This window comes from Xenorhabdus budapestensis (genome assembly GCF_002632465.1).
In the GTDB taxonomy this organism is placed as follows: Bacteria; Pseudomonadota; Gammaproteobacteria; order Enterobacterales; family Enterobacteriaceae; genus Xenorhabdus; species Xenorhabdus budapestensis.
On the sequence record NZ_NIBS01000144.1, the window covers coordinates 1 to 475 of the forward strand.

At 55.6% G+C, this 475-nt stretch carries 1 protein-coding gene; it reads left to right on the top strand.

Annotation, left to right across the window (positions count from 1 at the left end; translation table 11 throughout):
* Positions 1–475 (top strand): type IV secretion system DNA-binding domain-containing protein (locus tag Xbud_RS19345; RefSeq protein ID WP_169923125.1); only part of this gene is annotated, 475 nt, incomplete at both ends.

Consider the following 475-nt stretch of genomic DNA (forward strand, 5'->3'; position numbering starts at 1 on the left):
TCCCATGATCCACGGTATTGAGCCACAGGAAGCGGAGGTGTTTATGGATTTGCGTGAGCGGGTCGGGCATACGCTGATAATGGGAACAACGCGCGTAGGGAAAACCCGGCTGGCTGAGTTACTGATAACCCAGGATATCCGGCGCGGTGAAGTGGTGATTGTCTTTGATCCCAAAGGGGATGCTGATCTGTTAAGACGCATCTGGGCAGAAGCGCACCGGGCAGGTCGGGGCAATGAACTTTCTCTCTTTCATCTGGGCTGGCCGGAAATCTCAGCGCGTTATAATGCGGTCGGGCGGTTTGGCCGGGTCTCTGAAGTCGCTTCCCGTCTGGCGGGGCAGCTCAGTGGTGAGGTCAACAGTGCCGCGTTCCGTGAATTTGCCTGGCGGTTTGTCAATATTGTCGCCCGTGCTTTAGTTGCCCTGGGACACCGGCCGGATTACACGCTTATCACACGTTACGTCAATAATATCAGT